Consider the following 14,073-nt stretch of genomic DNA (forward strand, 5'->3'; position numbering starts at 1 on the left):
ACCGCCGGCTGGCGGCCGCATGGCTGGGCCGGCAGAGCGGGCGGGTCCGTCCTGCACGGGCGTACGTGACGGACCGCTGACGACGGACCCGCCCGCCCCGAGGGCACGAGCCCCTAGAAGGAGGCGGGCGCCAGGAACGCGGCGGCGGCAGCCGACAAGGAGGCCGGGTCGTCGACGCCGCAGAGTTCACGTGCCGAGTGCATGCCGAGCAGGGGAACGCCGACGTCGATCGTGCGGATGCCGAGGCGGGTCGCCGTGATCGGCCCGATGGTCGAGCCGCACGGCACGCTGTTGCTCGAGACGAACTCCTGGAACGGCACGCCGGCCTGCTCGCACGCCCGCACCCACTCAGCCGCGCCGAGACCGTCGGTGGCGTACCGCTGGTTCGCGTTGATCTTGAGCAGCGGCCCGCCGTTGACGACGGGCTGGTTCGCGGGGTCGTGACGCTCGGGGTAGTTCGGGTGGACGGCGTGCCCGGCGTCGGCGCTGAGGCACCACGAGGCCGCGAGCGCGCGCCGGTGATCGGTCGCGTCGGCGCCGAGGCCCGCCGAGACGCGGGCGAGGACGTCCTCGAGGAACGGCCCGGCGGCCCCGGAGGGAGTGGCGGACCCGACTTCCTCGTGGTCGAACGCCGCGAACACCGCGACGTGGTCGAGCTCGGCGTCGGCCGTCGTGAGGAGGGCCGCGAGGCCTGCGTGGGTCGACGAGAGGTTGTCCATCCGCCCGGCCGCGAAGAGCTCGCCCGAGAGGCCGAGCACGGCGGGGGCGGCGGTGTCGGCGACGACCACGTCGTAGCCGACCACGTCCGAGCCCGAGAGGCCGGCGAGGCCCGCGAGGTGGCCGAGCACGTCGGCCTGGTCGAGCGGGCCCGCGCCGACCACCGGGGCGAGGTGGCGCTGGGGGTCGAGCTTGAGCCCCTCGGCGTTGACGCCCCGGTCGAGGTGCACCGCGAGCTGGGGGATGCGGAGGAGCGGCCCGGTCCGCACGAGGCGGGTCTCGCCGGAGCGGGTCACGAGCCGCCCGGCGAACTCGAGGTCGCGGTCCAGCCAGGAGTTGAACAGCGGGCCGCCGTAGACCTCGACGCCGGCCTGCACCCAGCCTCGCGTGCCCGTCGTGGGCTTCGGCTTGAGCTTGAAGCCGGGGGAGTCGGTGTGCGCGCCCACGACCCGGAACGGAGTGGTCGACGAGGCGCCGCCCGGCTCGACCCACGCGATCACGGCGCCGTCGCGGACGACGTAGCGCCGCCCGGGGCCGGTGGGCCACTCGGCTGTCTCGTCGAGGGCCGTGAAGCCGGCCGCCTCGAGGCGGCGAGCGGCCTCGGCCGCGGCGTGGAAGGAGGAGGGGGACGCCTGGATGAAGGAGGCGAAGTCGTCGAGGTGCGCGCGCGAGGAAGTCATCCCCACCAGCTTGCACCATGCCGGCGACGGGGCGGTGTCGCCAGCGGGGCGTCGGTGCCCGGTCTGCAGCGCGACGTCGTCAGCGCACGGTCATCAGCGCCTGGCCGACTTCACCTGGTCGTCAGCGACCGCCGCTGCCGGTGACCTGGGCGCCGGGCTCGGCCCCGCTCTCGCCGCGGCCGTCCTCGTCGTCGGCGGTCAGCCCGTCCGTCCGGTTCCCGGAGACACCCGCGGGGTCCACGGCGACGTAGCCGTCCTCGCCCGACAGCGGGCCGCCGAGGCGCTCGGTGACGTCGCCCTCGGGAGTCGCGTCCCCGCTCCCGGCGGGACGGCCCTGGGTGTCGGTGGCCCCGTCGGCCGGGTGCCCGGCGGAGGTCGGGGCGTCGTCGTCGTCGTGGGAGGCGAGCGCGGCCTCCTCGAGGCGCTCCTCGAGGGCGCTGCCCTCGGTGGCGTGGCTCTCGGTCGCGGCGTCGTGGGGCTCGTGGTCGTGGCTGGTGCTCATGGGTCGTCCTCTCGTGGGCGGTGCCGTTCCGACAGTAGGCGTCCTGCGGGGGGCAGGTCAGGGGACGGTCGGCAGGGCGTGCGACCACAGGTGGAAGAGGGCGTAGGCGCGCCACGGGGCCCAGGGCGCGGAGGCGACCTCGGCCTGCTTCGTGGTCACGCCGCCGAGCGCCCGCCTGAGCACGAGGTCGCCCGCCGGGTACGCGTCCCGGTCGCCCAGGGCCCGGACCGACAGGTAGTCGACCGTCCACGGACCGATGCCGGGGAGGGCCAGCAGCGACGCGCGGACGGCTGCGACGTCGCGGTCGGGCGCGATGACGAGGCCGCCGGCCACGGCCTCGGCGACGGCGTGCAGCGTCCGGCCCCGGGCGCCGGTGACCCCGACGGCGGCCCGGAGATCGTCGACCGGCAGGGCCGCGACGACGTCGGCGCGGGGGAACCTGCGGAGTCCCGTCCCGGCCACGTCGGCGCCCAGCGCGGCGACCAGCCGTCCCGCGAAGGTGCGGGCTGCGGCGAGCGAGACCTGCTGGCCGAGCACGGTGGTGACCGCCGCCTCCCACCCGTCGGGGCTGCCGGTGATGCGGATGCCGGGCCGTGAGCGGACGAGCGGGCCGAGCACGGGGTCGTCGCCGAGTGCGGCGAGCACCCCGGAGGAGTCGGCGTCGAGGTCGAGCCACCGACGGACGAGACGCTCGACCCGGTCGTGGTCGTCGGGCGAGGGAGCGAGCCCCTCGGAGGCGGTGGCCACGACGTCGACGCCGCTCGCCTCGAGGTGCAGGTCGAGCCGCAGCACGCGGGGCGGCTCGCCGGCTGCTGCCACGTCGACCAGGCGGGAGTGCGTGCCGGCCGCCACGTCGGTCAGCTCTGCTCCCGGCACGCTGTGCGCCGCGAGGAGGCCGATCGCGTGCGCGGCGTCGTACGGGCCGTCGGTCTCGAGGCGCAGCTCGAGCGGGCGGAGGACGAAGTCGGTCACCGTGCCGACTCCCACACGCCCGACGACCCTCGTCGGTGACTGTCGACCAGGTGGGTGTCGACGATCCCGGTGGCCTCCATCAGCGCGTGCATCGTCGTCGGGCCGACGAAGGCGAAGCCGGCGGCCTTGAGCGACTTCGAGAGCGCGACCGACTCGGGCGAGGTCGTGGGGACGTCCGCGAGCTCGACGGGACGAGGGGTCTCGGCCGGCCGGTGCGACCACACGAGGTCGACGAGCCCGCCGCGCTCGCGGAGGGCCACCGTCGCGCGGGCGTTCGTGATCGTCGCGTCGATCTTGAGCCGGTTCCGCACGATGCCCGCGTCGGCGAGCAGGCGCTCGCGGTCGGCGTCGTCGAAGCCGGCCAGCACGTCGGGGTCGAAGTCGCGGAACGCGGAGCGGAACGCCTCGCGCTTGCGGAGGATGGTGGCCCACGACAGCCCCGACTGGAAGGCCTCGAGGCTCAGCCGCTCGAAGAGCCCGCGCTCGTCGCGGACGGGCATGCCCCACTCGGTGTCGTAGTACTCGCGCATCAGCGGGTCGACCGCCGCCCACGGCGGTCGGGCCAGGCCGTCGTCGCCGACCACGACGCCGCTCACGAGCGCGCTCCGGCCGAGAGCTGCGACTCGAGCCCGAGCAGGACCGCCTTGGCGGACTCGCCGCCGCGGTAACGACCCGGGGTGCCGTCGCTGCGGACCACGCGGTGGCAGGGCACCACGACCGGCAGGGGGTTCGTCGCACAGGCCGTGCCGACGGCTCGGACGGCCCTCGGGCTGCCGCTCGCGGCGGCGACGCGGGCGTAGCTCGCCGTCTCGCCGTAGGGGATCTCGGGCAGGTGCTCGAGCACGGTCCGCTGGAAGCCCCGGGACAGCCGACGGTCGAGCACGAGGTCGAAGTCCCGGCGCCGCCCGGCGAAGTACTGGTCGATCTCGACCGCCACCTCATCGAGCTGCCGGCCGGACCGCAGCACCCGGGAGCCGACCTGCGCGGCGACGCGGTCGAGCACGGCGTCGTGGTCCTCGACCTCGAACGCCACGCGCACGAGACCGACGTCCGTCGCGCAGAGCAGCAGCGACCCGACGGGCGAAGGGACGGTGCGCCAGAAGACGTCGACGGTGCCGACGACCGCAGCCTGGTCCGCGAGCCGGCCGCGGAGGAGGTCGAGGTGGGCGTCGAGGCCGGGGCCCGGCTCGGTGTCGGTCGCCGCGACGAGGCGGTGCTGCACCGCCGTGTCGACGTCGGGTGCCGTGTCGTTCACGGGCGTGCTCCTTCTCGGGGTCTCGTGCGTCGGGGTGCTGCAGGTCGGGGCGCCTCGGGTCGGATCGCCGTCGAGCCGGTCGAGCCGGTCGAGCCGGTCGAGCCGGTCGGGCGGGTCGGGAGGGTGGGGGTGGAGCCTTTCTCGTCGCGCTCGCCGAGCACGTGGCGCAGGGCGGCGACGCCGTCGGCAGCCGAGCGTCGACACGCGGCGTGGCTGCGGCCGGTCAGCTCGGCGACCTCGAGGTGGCTCAGCCCGGCGAGGTGGTGCAGCACGACCGAGTCGCGTTGCCCCTCGGGCAGGGACCGGACCGCGCGGAGCAGGGCGTCGTCGCGGGCGAGGACCTCGTCGAAGGCCGCCGACGACTCGCCGTCTGCCGCGGGCTCTGGCAGGTGCTCGACGGGCTGGGGACGACGGCTCCTGGCCCGGATGACGTCGAGGGCCTTGCGACGGGCGACGGTCACGAGCCACGCCTCGACGTTGACGTCGGACGGGAGGTCAGGCCACGCCACCAGGGCGGCCAGGAACGTCTCGGACCAGGCGTCGTCGGCGTCGGTCGGGTCGAGCAGGGCACGACAGACCCGGAGGACGGTGGTGCCGTGCAGCTCGACGACGCGATCGAAGGGCGGCATCTCAGAAGAGCCGACCGGAGCCGGCCGACGCCGGTGACTCGCGGTCGAGCAGGAACCGCTTGCGGACCAGCCCGCCGGCGTACCCGGTGAGCGAACCGGCGGAGCCGACGACTCGATGGCACGGCAGGAGGATGCTCAGCGGGTTGGCCCCGTTGGCGGTGCCGACGGCTCGGGCGAGCCTGACGTCGCCGAGGGCGGCCGCGAGCTGCCCGTAGGTGCGGGTCTCGCCCCAGGGGATGGTCGCGAGCTGCTGCCACACGCGCTGCCGGAACTCCGTACCGACCGGCGCGAGGCGCAGGTCGAAGGCACGACGCTCGCCGGCGAACCACGCGGCGAGCTGGCTCTCGACCTCGACGAAGTCGGACAGGCCGGTGCCGACCGACGATCGGGCGCCGAAGCTGGCAGGGTCGGGCAGACGACGGTGGTCGGAAAAGAACAAGCCCGTGACGCCGTCCTCGCCGCCGACGAGCGTCAACTCGCCCACGGGGCTGTCGATCGTCGTGTGGACGACGGAAGTCGTGCTCATCGGGGCTCCTGTCTCGGCTGATCGTACTCATCATGGAGACGCGCGCCGCGCCTCCTGTGTGAGGTGAGGTGCGAGAACCTGCGGAGGCTGCACGGATCAGAACATGAGCCGCGAGTCTCAGCGGACGCCCCGGAGCGGCCTGGTACTACTGAGGGCGCGCCCTTCGCGGGCGCCACCGGCTCGGTCCGGGAACTCCACGCTGTCGGGTGCGTGCGAGCACCCGGGCCGGGTCCCTCTCGCTCGGGCCGCGCAGCTCAGCGACGCGTCTCGAAGCCGCCCTCGCCGGTCGGCGCGAGCTCCTGCACCTCGACCCGCGACACGTCGGCCCCGGTCGGTCCGTCCTCGAGCCAGGCCAGCAGCTGGCCGACGGCCTCCGGCGTGCCCTCGACCTCCACCTCGACGGTGCCGTCCGACCTGTTGCGCACGAAGCCGTCGACGCCGAGGCGGTCCGCCTCGCCCTCGGTCGAGAAGCGGTACCCGACGCCCTGCACCGTGCCGTGCACGAGGGCGCGTCGTCTGATCACGTCGTCCATCGGTCGACCGTACCCGCGCCTCCTCGTCCCCGGACGCGTCGAGGGCGGGCCTCCCAGGCCGAGGACGGGTCGAGACCGACCTGCCCGCGAGCTGGGAGACCCGCCCTCGAGGACCGTGCTCAGCGGTCGATGGTCGACATGTCCGAGTAGCGGTCGCCCTTCGGCGCCGCGACGTCGTCGAGCTGGTGCACCTGCTCCTCGGTGAGCTCGATCGCGTCGGCGGCGACGTTCTCGTCGAGGTACGCGCGGCGCTTCGTGCCCGGGATCGGCACGATGCCCTCGCCCTTGGCGAGCAGCCAGGCGAGCGCGACCTGGCCGGGCTTCGCGCCGACCTGGCGGGCGACCTCGTCGACCTGCTCGACGATCCGCACGTTGGCCTTCAGGTTGTCGCCCTCGAACCGCGGGTTGAACCGGCGGAAGTCGTCGTCGGCCAGCTCGTCGACCGAGCGCAGGGTGCCCGTGAGGAACCCGCGGCCGAGCGGCGAGTACGGCACGAAGCCGATGCCGAGCTCGCGGACGGTCGGCAGCACCTCGGCCTCGGCCTCGCGGCTCCACAGCGACCACTCCGTCTGCAGCGCGGTGATCGGGTGGGTGGCGTGCGCGCGGCGGATCGTCTCGGGCGACGCCTCCGAGAGCCCGAGGAACCGCACCTTGCCGGCCTCGACCAGCTCGCCCATGGCCCCGACCGTGTCCTCGATCGGCACCAGGGGGTCGACGCGGTGCTGGTAGTAGAGGTCGACGTGGTCGATCCCGAGCCGCTTCAGCGAGCCGTCTATCGACTTGCGCACGTACTCGGGGCGACCGTCGATCGTGCGCTCGGCCCGCGCCTCCGGGTCGGTGACGTTGCCGAACTTGGTCGCGACGACGGCGTCGTCGCGACGGCCCTTGAGCGCCCGGCCGAGCAGCTGCTCGTTGGTGTGCGGGCCGTACATGTCGGCGGTGTCGAGCAGGGTGACGCCGTGGCCGAGCGCGGCGTGGATCACGCGCACCGACTCGTCGTCGTCCGTCCCGCTGCCGGTGTAGAAGGCGGACATGCCCATGAGGCCGAGGCCGATGCGGCCCACGTCGAGTCCGCCGTCGACGCTGCCGAGTGTGGTGTTCTTCATGACGTCAGGCAACACCCGTGCGCTGTGCGCCGACCGCAGGAGGCGCGGTGCCGGTCGTGGGGACCGCAGGAGGTGCAGTGCAGGTCGTCCCTGCACCGCACCTCCTCGTTCGCCTCGCGCCCCGAGGGGCCGGGGCCTACGCCGTCGTCAGCTCGACCTTGAGCCAGCCCGGCTCGCGCCGGTCGAACGCCTCGTACGCGGCGATCGCGTCGCCGACGGGCTCGCGCTCGGTGATGAGCGCAGTCGGGTCGAACAGCCCGGCGGCGACGCGCTCGATCAGCGGGGGAGTGACCGAGTGGTGGTCGCAGTTGCCCATCCGGATCGTGAGGTTCTTGAGCATGGCCGCCCCGATCGGGTACGACTCGACGGTGGGCGAGTAGACGCCGATGATGCCGATCCGACCGTACTTCGCGACGATCTCGACGGCCCAGCGCGCCGCCTGCGACGGCGCGCTGCCGGGCACCCACAGGTCGCCCTGAGGAGCGGCGTCGGGGGCGACCTGAGCGACCTCCTGCTCGAAGCTGCTCTTCTCCTCGTCGGAGGGAGCGGCAGGGCCCGAGACGGGGTGCTGCGCGTCGACCCCGACGGCGTCGATGACGGCGTCGACGCCGACGCCTCCCGTCAGGTCCTTCACGGCCTGGACCGGGTCCTCGCGGTTGAAGTCGACCACCTCGGCGTTCTGGGCCAGCGCCTGGGCCAGGCGGTCCTCGAGGCCGTCGATCGCGATGACCCTGGAGGCGCCCTGCTGGAACGCGGACGCGATCGCGAACTGCCCCACGATGCCCGCCCCGAGCACGGCGACGACGTCGCCGCGACGCACGCCGGCGAGCTCCGCCCCGAACCAGCCGGTGGGGTAGATGTCGCTGAGCAGGATCGCCTGCTCGTCGCTGACCGTGTCGGGCAGCGGGTGCAGCGTGTTGCGCGCCCACGGGACGCGCACGTACTCGGCCTGGAGGCCGTCGATCGGCCCGGTCGAGGCCGGGCCGCCGAAGAAGGCGGTGCCCGCGTCCGGTCCGTTCGCGTTCGCGACGTCGCACTGCGCGGTGTGGCCCTCGCGGCAGTACCGGCAGGCGCCGCACGACACGGTGCTGTTGATCACGACGCGATCGCCGGGGCTGAAGCCGCGCACCGCGTCGCCGACCTGCTCCACGACGCCGACGGCCTCGTGCCCGAGGACGGTGCCTGCCTCCATCGGCGCCATCGTGCCGCGCACGAAGTGGAGGTCCGTGCCGCAGATCGCGCTGCGGGTGATGCGGACGATCGCGTCGTTCGGGTCCTGGATGGTGGGCTTGTCGACCTCGTCGAGACGGATGTCCCCGATGCCGTGCCAGACGACTGCCTTCATGTGTGCCTCCTCGATCGGTGCGGCTGAGCCCACGGGAGTCCGCCGGGCACGGCGTGCACGGTAGGCCCGGGCGACCGGCCGCACCCGCCGAGTCGCCTCCGCGTCCGGGGTACAGACGTGGTTCGTCGGGCGTGCGGGCCCAGGCCGAGACGCGACGACGCCCCCGACCCAGCAGAGGTCGAGGACGTCTCGCGCTCGTTCCCGAGCCGGTCAGCGCAGGCGGGTCGTCGAGTCCCACAGGTCCTTGCACGGACCCGTCGCCGTCTCGGCCGCCTTGCCGGCGCCCTTGAGGACACTGCCCCAGTTCTTCTTGACGACGCCTCCGGCCGCGGTCAGCAGCGCGCCGCCCATGCCGTGGTTGCACTCCAGCATGAGCGTCTTCTCCTTCTGGGTCAGGTCGGGGGTGTTGACGAAGATCCGGTCACCGGTGACCGGGTCGACGGCGCAGCCGACCGAAGGCGCGCAGTAGTCGGCGGGAGCGGCCGTGGCGGCCTGCGCCTGGGCTGCGGTGCCGGCGCCGGTGAACAGGGCGACGGCCAGGACGGTGGTGCCGATGGAGTGACGCTTCTTCACGGGGACCTCCTCAGGTCGAGGCGGCGCCGGGCGGCGTCGCCGATCGTGCGTCCAGGACGCTACCGATCCCGCGGCGGCCGGCGAAAGGCCCCTTGACATCCGACTCGTTCGGTGGGCGGTGGCACAGAGGCGTCCCGATCCCCACGGCGGCGCGGAAGTCCGGACGCGTCGGGGGCGTCCGGACCTGCACGCAGACCGTTCTGTTCGGAGGTTCTTCCCAGGTCCGAGCCGAGGAGGCGCGAGTCAGCCCCGCGAGGATCGGGCCTCCGCCGCCGTGGCCAGCGCCGCGCGACGACGCCGCAGCGCGGCCCCACCGGCCACGAGGCCCAGCCCTGCGGCGAGCAGCCCGCCCGCGAGCAGGAGCGGCTGGTCGATGTCGCTGCCCGTGAAGGCGAGGGGCCCGCGACCGCCGGCCGCGCCGGTGCTCGTGCCGGCGCCGTTCCCGCCGGTGCCTGCGCCGCCTGCGGGGGGCGTGCTCGGCGTTCCCGCACCGGGGTCGGTGACCGGCGGCTCGACCGGGGGCACCTCGGCGGCGAGCAGGGCGAAGGTGCCCAGGGTGCGGTCGACGTACGCGACGAACTCGGTCGGGTCTCCGGCACCCGTCACCGCGAGGCGGTACGTGGTCCCGGGCGTCAGGTCGGCGAACACGAAGCGGCCGGCTGCGTCGGTGGTGGCGGTCGCCACGGGCACGTCGCTGCCGACCGGGAGGACGCTCACCACGACGCCGGGGGCGAGTGCACCGGCCGAGTCGACGACCGTGCCGTCCACGGCGACGGCCGCGGCCGTGGGCACGACGAGGACGAAGGGCGCGGGCGTCTCGCCCAGCTCGGGCGCCGTGAACGGGATGGGGTGCTCGGCGTCGTCCCCGACGACGACCACGTAGTCGGCGCCGGGCGTGAGCCCGCCGGCCTCGAAGCTGCCGTCGGGACCGGTCACGACCGACACGTCGGGGCCCGTCGGCTGGGCGCTCGCGTCGTCCGGCACCGGGATGAAGTCGAGCGTCTCGTTCGCCGCGGGCGTGCCGTCGGCGTTCGTGATCGTGCCGGTGACGTCGACCGTCGGGGCCGGGGCGTCGACGTCGTAGAAGGTGGTCACGTCGGCGTCGGGGTCGTCCGGCGCGATGGCCTCGAACTCCGTCCCCGAGGCCACGTCGACGACCGAGTACAGGCCGTCGGGGTCGAGCCCGGCGAACTCGAACGTGCCGTCGGCGCCGGTCGCCGTCGTCCCGAGCGGGTCGGTGTCGCCGTCCCCGAAGAGCTGGACCACGCGGTCGGGGGCGCGCTGGCCGTCGACCGTCACGACACCGGTGAGGACGGCGATCGCCGGAGGCGCCACGACGGTCGGGAAGGCGAAGTCCAGCCCGCCCTGGTCAGCAGTGGCGAGGGAGAACGGCAGGGCCGCGGCGGGAGCGGAGCCGTCCGGTGCGGCGATCGACACCGAGTAGCCGGGAGCGGCGACCAGGGCACCGAACGAGTACGTCCCGTCCGGGCCCGTCTCCGTCGTCCCGACGACGTCGCCCGCGGCGTTCGTCACGGTCACCGTGGCGCCGGAGTACGGCGTCGCCGTCTCGCCCGTGCCCAAGGTCGCCGTCCCCGAGGCGCTGAACGTCTTGGTGGCGAACCAGGTCTGGTACACGGGGAACCCGCTGCGCTGCTGGTACGTGATGGTCAGCGTCTCGAGCGGCACGCTCGGGCTGAACCAGCCGGCCGCGCCCTCGGTGTCGGCGGCGGAGGGGTTGCCGACCAGGGTCGCCGTGGCGGCGTCCCAGCGCGGCTGGTCGCCGGTGCCGGCGCTGTCGCACGACGGGGTGCCCGTGCCGGCGCAGTAGTTGTAGGTGCCCTGGAAGCCGAGCTGCGCCGCCGTCACGACCGCGCCTCCGACGCCCGTGGCCGTGATCGTCGCCTGGTCGGCGTCGATGTCGCCGAGCACGAACGACCAGCCGGACGACGGCGTGGCCGACTCGAACGAGTAGGTGGTCACGGCGGCGCCGGCCGCGGCCGGCGAGTCCTGTGAGGGCCGCTGGTTCAGGTACGGCAGCCCGCGGCTGGTGCCGTACTGGGCGCCGGGCGGCGTCGAGGCCGCCTGCCACGTGCTCGAGCCGCTCGGGACCGTCGCCTGCCGTGAGGTCGAGGTGAAGGTCGTGACGGGGAACCCGCCCGCCAGCGTCATCGTCCCGGTGTAGGCGCGTGCCGAGCCGGAGACCTGGAACTCGCCCCAGGACGAGCCCTGGGCGGCGGAGGCGCCGGTCGCGCCCCCGAGGGCGAGGGCCAGGGCGACGACGCCGGTGGTGGTCGCGGCGGCGAGGCCGCGGAGCGAGGCTCGACGCGGCAGCCGCGAGGTCCGGCCAGAACGGGCGGTGGAACGGTCGAGCATGCGGGCCTCCCAGACGGGGGCCGTGGTGCCCCCGGCTGAGGTTATTTCACGAAGGGCCCGCTTGTCACCCGCTGGCCGGATCGCGAGCACGAGAGGCCCCTGCGGTCAGGGGGATCACGTCGCCGTGACGTCCCCCGACCGGCGGTCTAGCGCTTCTTGACGTTCGAGACCGCGTCCTCGGAGTGCGACGCGGTGCCGCTCTTGGCCTTCTTGTCCGCGCGCTTCTCCTTGAGGCTGCGGACTGCGACCTTCGCGGTGGTCTTCTTCGCTGATTTCTCTGCCATGGTGGTGCCTCCGTCTCGGACCGAGCTGGTCCGGTGCGCGGAGCCTAAGGGCACATCGTCCCCGCCCTGCCCTCGCCGGGCACTCTCACGGCTCGCGCACCGACGACGCGGTCCGTGCCCCTCGACCCGGGCGGGCCGTCCCACGGTCGCGCGCGGGTCGGTCGCGGTCACGCCGATCCCTCGGTAGCGTGGACCGAACGTCGACGCGCCCAGGTGCGACGCCGGGCCGAGCAGGACGCGCAGCACCTCGGCCTCGCGCTCGCCGAGGGCCCCTCGTCGGCGCCCACGCCGCCCTGACCCCGCGTCGTGCCGTCCTCAGCCCAGGAACCACGATGACCGACGACGTCGCGACCCCCACGCCCGGCACGCCTGCCGCGCCCCCGCCCGGCACCCTCGCTCCGCCCACGCGCACCGAGCGGCTCGACGAGCTGCCGTTCAGCCGCAAGCACGGGCGCCTGCTCGTCGGCTCGGGCCTCGGCTGGGCCCTCGACGCGCTCGACGTCGGGCTGCTGTCGTTCGTCATCGCCCAGCTCGCGGTCGTGTGGAGCAGCGACAAGGGGGCCCTCGCGTTCGTCGCCTCGGCCGGCTTCGCGGGCATGGCGATCGGCGCGGCCGTCGGCGGGTCGCTCTCCGACCGGCTCGGCCGCAAGACGGTGTTCGCCCTGACCCTGCTCGTCTACGGCCTCGCGACGGGCCTCAGCGCCCTCAGCTGGTCGGTGGGGGCGCTGCTGGTGCTCCGCTTCGTGGTCGGGCTCGGCCTCGGCGCCGAGCTGCCGGTGGCCTCGACCCTCGTGTCGGAGTTCTCGCCCCGCCGCATCCGCGGCCGTGTCGTCGTGCTGCTCGAGGCCTTCTGGGCCCTCGGCTCGATCGCCGCCGCGCTGGTCGGCTGGCTGGTGATCCCGCTGAGCGACGACGGCTGGCGCTGGGCGCTCCTGATCGGCGCGCTGCCGGCCCTCTACGCCGTGTTCGTGCGGCTGCGGATGCCCGAGTCGGTGCGGTTCCTCGAGGCGAGGGGGCGTCACGACGAGGCCGAGCGGACGGTGCGCGCGTTCGAGGAGGCGGCGGGCGTGACCGAGCCCGCCGCCGCATCGCGAGCGGCGGCCGCCGCGAGCCCTGCCGACCCGAGCCGGGCCGACGCGCTCCCGGCCGACGCGCCCCGCGCCTCCTCGGCCGCCGCGCTGCTCCGTGACGGCCTGAGGCGTCGCACCGTCGCGATCTGGGTCGTCTGGTTCATGACGAACTTCTCGTACTACGGGGCCTTCGTCTGGCTGCCGACGCTGCTGGTCGAGGCGGGCTTCCCGCTGGTGAAGTCGTTCGAGTACACGCTGCTCATCACGCTGGCGCAGCTGCCCGGCTACGCCGCGTCGGCCTGGCTGATCGAGCGGTGGGGCCGTCGTGGCACGCTCGCGGTGTTCCTGCTCGGGTCCGCCTTGGCGGCGACCGCCTTCGGCTTCGGCGCGGTCAGCGGCAGCGCCACGCAGATCGTGGTGTCGGGCATGTTCCTGTCGTTCTTCAACCTCGGCGCGTGGGGCGCGCTGTACGCCGTCACCCCCGAGCTCTACCCGACACGGCTGCGCGGCACGGGCGCGGGCTGGGCCGCGGGAGTGGGGCGGATCGCGTCGATCGCGGCGCCTCTGACGGTCCCGCCCCTCCTCGTGCTCGGCGGGACGCCGGTGCTCTTCGCGGTGTTCGGCGGCGTCTTCGTCGTCGCGGCCGTGGCCGCGCTGGCCCTGCCCGAGCTCCGCGGCACGAGGCTGGCCGAGTGAGCCCGTCGACCGGGGCAGAGCGTCGCCGCAGCCGCAGCCGCAGCCGCAGCCGCAGCCGCTCTCGGGTCCGGACCCGGGGCGCCGGTCGCCGTGCCCTCCTCGGCCTCGCCGTGGTGGTGTTCGGGGCCGTGGTCGTGATCGCGTTCCCGCAGCTGCTCGACGGCGGGACGACCGGTGGGTCGTCCGGTGGCTCGACCGACGGCACCGTCCGGCCTCCCTCGGCCGACGCCTCCGTCCCGTCGTCCGTCCCTGTCGCGGCCGTCCCGGCGACCGTCGAGCGCGTCGTCGACGGCGACACGGTCGTGGTGGTCGCCGCCGACGGCGCCCGCGAGCGCCTGCGCCTGATCGGCGTCGACACCCCCGAGACCGTGAAGCCCGATGCACCCGTCGACTGCTTCGGCCCCGAGGCGAGCGCGTTCACGACCGACGCCCTGCCCGTCGGGTCGACCGTCTGGCTCGAGGACGACGCCTCGCAGGGCGACGCCGATCGCTACGACCGGCTGCTCCGCTACGTCTGGACCGAGGGAGGCGGCCTGCTGAACCAGCAGCTGGTCGCGTCCGGCCTCGGCGAGGAGGACACCTACGACCAGCCCTACCGCTACCGGGACGCGTTCGTCGCGGCAGAGGCCGCCGCGCGCGACTCCGGCGCCGGCCTCTGGGGTGCCTGCCGCTGACCTGCCCTGCCCTGCCCTGCCGGCCCGACTCCGCCTGGCGCCCTGGCGCCCTGGCGCCCCGGTCGCCGACCCGGCACGACGTGCTCTCGTCGGCCGCCGGGGGAGCACGTCGTGCCGGTTCGTCCCGGCCGTGAGGGG

Annotated in this window: 15 protein-coding genes; 2 read left to right on the top strand and 13 right to left on the bottom strand. The window is 74.6% G+C overall.

What is annotated here, in order from left to right; genetic code table 11:
- Positions 1-113: 113 nt before the first annotated feature.
- From ACZZ97_RS02585 to ACZZ97_RS02645, 13 genes are all read right to left on the bottom strand, one after another.
- Positions 114-1,397: a M18 family aminopeptidase gene (locus ACZZ97_RS02585; protein ID WP_463472206.1), complete on the bottom strand. Its 1,284-nt coding sequence runs from the start codon at positions 1,395-1,397 to the stop codon at positions 114-116.
- Positions 1,398-1,518: 121 nt separating this feature from the next.
- Positions 1,519-1,899: a hypothetical protein gene (locus ACZZ97_RS02590; RefSeq protein ID WP_463472207.1), complete on the bottom strand. Its 381-nt coding sequence runs from the start codon at positions 1,897-1,899 to the stop codon at positions 1,519-1,521.
- A 57-nt stretch (positions 1,900-1,956) separates the two neighbouring features.
- Entirely contained in the window at positions 1,957-2,871 is a 915-nt protein-coding gene (locus ACZZ97_RS02595) for a DNA-3-methyladenine glycosylase 2 (protein ID WP_463472208.1), read from the bottom strand.
- Complete coding sequence (locus ACZZ97_RS02600) at positions 2,868-3,467, bottom strand: DNA-3-methyladenine glycosylase I (protein ID WP_463472209.1); 600 nt, start codon at positions 3,465-3,467, stop codon at positions 2,868-2,870. Before ACZZ97_RS02600 ends, ACZZ97_RS02595 begins: the two co-directional genes overlap by 4 nt.
- Complete coding sequence (locus ACZZ97_RS02605; protein ID WP_399540468.1) at positions 3,464-4,093, bottom strand: methylated-DNA--[protein]-cysteine S-methyltransferase; 630 nt, start codon at positions 4,091-4,093, stop codon at positions 3,464-3,466. Before ACZZ97_RS02605 ends, ACZZ97_RS02600 begins: the two co-directional genes overlap by 4 nt.
- 29 nt (positions 4,094-4,122) lie before the next feature.
- A complete protein-coding gene (locus tag ACZZ97_RS02610) occupies positions 4,123-4,755 on the bottom strand; it encodes an RNA polymerase sigma factor (protein ID WP_463472210.1) in 633 nt (210 codons plus the stop codon).
- A gap of 1 nt (position 4,756) precedes the next feature.
- On the bottom strand, positions 4,757-5,281 hold the full coding sequence (locus ACZZ97_RS02615; protein WP_463472211.1) for a methylated-DNA--[protein]-cysteine S-methyltransferase: 525 nt from the start codon (positions 5,279-5,281) through the stop codon (positions 4,757-4,759).
- A 254-nt stretch (positions 5,282-5,535) separates the two neighbouring features.
- On the bottom strand, positions 5,536-5,814 hold the full coding sequence (locus tag ACZZ97_RS02620; RefSeq protein ID WP_463472212.1) for an acylphosphatase: 279 nt from the start codon (positions 5,812-5,814) through the stop codon (positions 5,536-5,538).
- Positions 5,815-5,933: 119 nt separating this feature from the next.
- Entirely contained in the window at positions 5,934-6,920 is a 987-nt protein-coding gene (locus tag ACZZ97_RS02625) for an aldo/keto reductase (protein WP_314103611.1), read from the bottom strand.
- A gap of 136 nt (positions 6,921-7,056) precedes the next feature.
- Positions 7,057-8,265, bottom strand: a complete 1,209-nt coding sequence (locus ACZZ97_RS02630; protein WP_463472213.1) for an alcohol dehydrogenase catalytic domain-containing protein — start codon at positions 8,263-8,265, stop codon at positions 7,057-7,059.
- Positions 8,266-8,475: 210 nt separating this feature from the next.
- Complete coding sequence (locus ACZZ97_RS02635; RefSeq protein WP_314103605.1) at positions 8,476-8,838, bottom strand: hypothetical protein; 363 nt, start codon at positions 8,836-8,838, stop codon at positions 8,476-8,478.
- Positions 8,839-9,081: 243 nt separating this feature from the next.
- Positions 9,082-11,211, bottom strand: a complete 2,130-nt coding sequence (locus tag ACZZ97_RS02640) for a carboxypeptidase regulatory-like domain-containing protein (RefSeq protein ID WP_463472214.1) — start codon at positions 11,209-11,211, stop codon at positions 9,082-9,084.
- Positions 11,212-11,357: 146 nt separating this feature from the next.
- Positions 11,358-11,495, bottom strand: a complete 138-nt coding sequence (locus ACZZ97_RS02645) for a hypothetical protein (RefSeq protein WP_166644753.1) — start codon at positions 11,493-11,495, stop codon at positions 11,358-11,360.
- A 332-nt stretch (positions 11,496-11,827) separates the two neighbouring features.
- Here ACZZ97_RS02645 and ACZZ97_RS02650 point away from each other — a divergent pair, with 332 nt between their 5' ends.
- Together ACZZ97_RS02650 and ACZZ97_RS02655 are read left to right on the top strand one after the other, a co-directional pair.
- A complete protein-coding gene (locus ACZZ97_RS02650; protein WP_463472215.1) occupies positions 11,828-13,261 on the top strand; it encodes an MFS transporter in 1,434 nt (477 codons plus the stop codon).
- Positions 13,258-13,935, top strand: a complete 678-nt coding sequence (locus ACZZ97_RS02655; RefSeq protein ID WP_463472216.1) for a thermonuclease family protein — start codon at positions 13,258-13,260, stop codon at positions 13,933-13,935. Before ACZZ97_RS02650 ends, ACZZ97_RS02655 begins: the two co-directional genes overlap by 4 nt.
- Positions 13,936-14,073 lie beyond the last annotated feature (138 nt).

The organism is Frigoribacterium sp. AC512, assembly GCF_979258295.1.